General features: G+C 69.2%; 1 protein-coding gene. It reads left to right on the forward strand.

Annotated features, from left to right (window positions below):
• The first annotated feature begins 244 nt into the window (after positions 1-244).
• Positions 245-1,039, forward strand: a complete 795-nt coding sequence (locus tag FV242_RS33920; RefSeq protein ID WP_187278687.1) for a transposase — start codon at positions 245-247, stop codon at positions 1,037-1,039.
• Positions 1,040-1,097: the final 58 nt, after the last annotated feature.

A 1,097-nucleotide genomic window follows, 5' to 3' on the forward strand; every position in this document is an offset into this window, starting at 1 on the left:
TATCCGGACGCTGCAGCCGCAGCACCAGTTCGATCAACTCCTCGCGGCTCAGCCGCTCAAGATCGGTACGAACCATCCCACGAGGGAATCAGCGAAACCCAACCCGCGCAAGGGGGTGGGTAATTACCTTGATGGTGCTCGCCCCCGATCCCCTGGGCGGGGCGCGTCTGGGCGTTGCCGTTTCTGACCGCGCTGGTGCCGTCAGAGCGCGCCTGTCGTGAACGGGGCCGGCCGGCATAGGCCGTTGCCCGACGTCGGCGGCCAACCGGCCCTCCAGGCCCGACGCTGGCTGCCGAGGCGCGACCTCGTCGTGGTGTGTGACCGCGGCTTCTCGGCCTTGTTGTTTCTCGACGCGATGCGCCGCGCTCGCATCACGGCGATCACCCGCCTGCGGCTCGACGCAGCACTCTACGATCCCGCCCCGCCGCGCCCGCCCGGCACGATTGGGCGCCCGCGGACTAAAGGCGCGCGGCTGCCGACGCTCGCCGCGATCCTTGCGGCCGAGGACACGCGCTGGCACGCGGTCGTGGTGCCCGGCTGGTACGGGGCAGGCGAGCGCACGATCGAGATCGCCTCGGACACCGCGATGTGGCGGCACGGTGGCTTGCCCGTCGTACCGATCCGTTGGATCCTCATCCGCGATCCCGAGGCGCGCTTCCCGCCCCAGACTCTGCTCTGCACTGATCCGACGCGCGAGCCCGCGCAGATTGTAGGGTGGTTCGTGCGGCGCTGGACCATCGAGGTCACTTTTCAGGAAGCGCGTGCCCATCTCGGGGTCGAGACGCAGCGGCAGTGGTCCGACACGGCGATCCCCCGCACCACGCCCTGCCTGCTCTCCCTGTTCTCGATCGCCACACTGCTGGCCACACGCCTCTCGGCTCGCCAACGGCGACGCGTCGTGGCGGCTGCGTGGTACCCCAAACCGCGCCCGACCTTCGCCGATGCACCGGCCGCCGTGCGCTGTGCGATCGTATTCATCCGGCGTGGGCCGCGGGGGTCCTATTTCGGGTCTGACTCACTTTCGGTGCAGGGGAGTTGATGGATCTCGGCTTCGGTCGTCGGAGATCCTGCCATGCCTCGCAGCCTGCATCCCAACT

Source organism: Methylobacterium sp. WL64, assembly GCF_008039945.1.
Classification (GTDB): domain Bacteria; phylum Pseudomonadota; class Alphaproteobacteria; order Rhizobiales; family Beijerinckiaceae; genus Methylobacterium.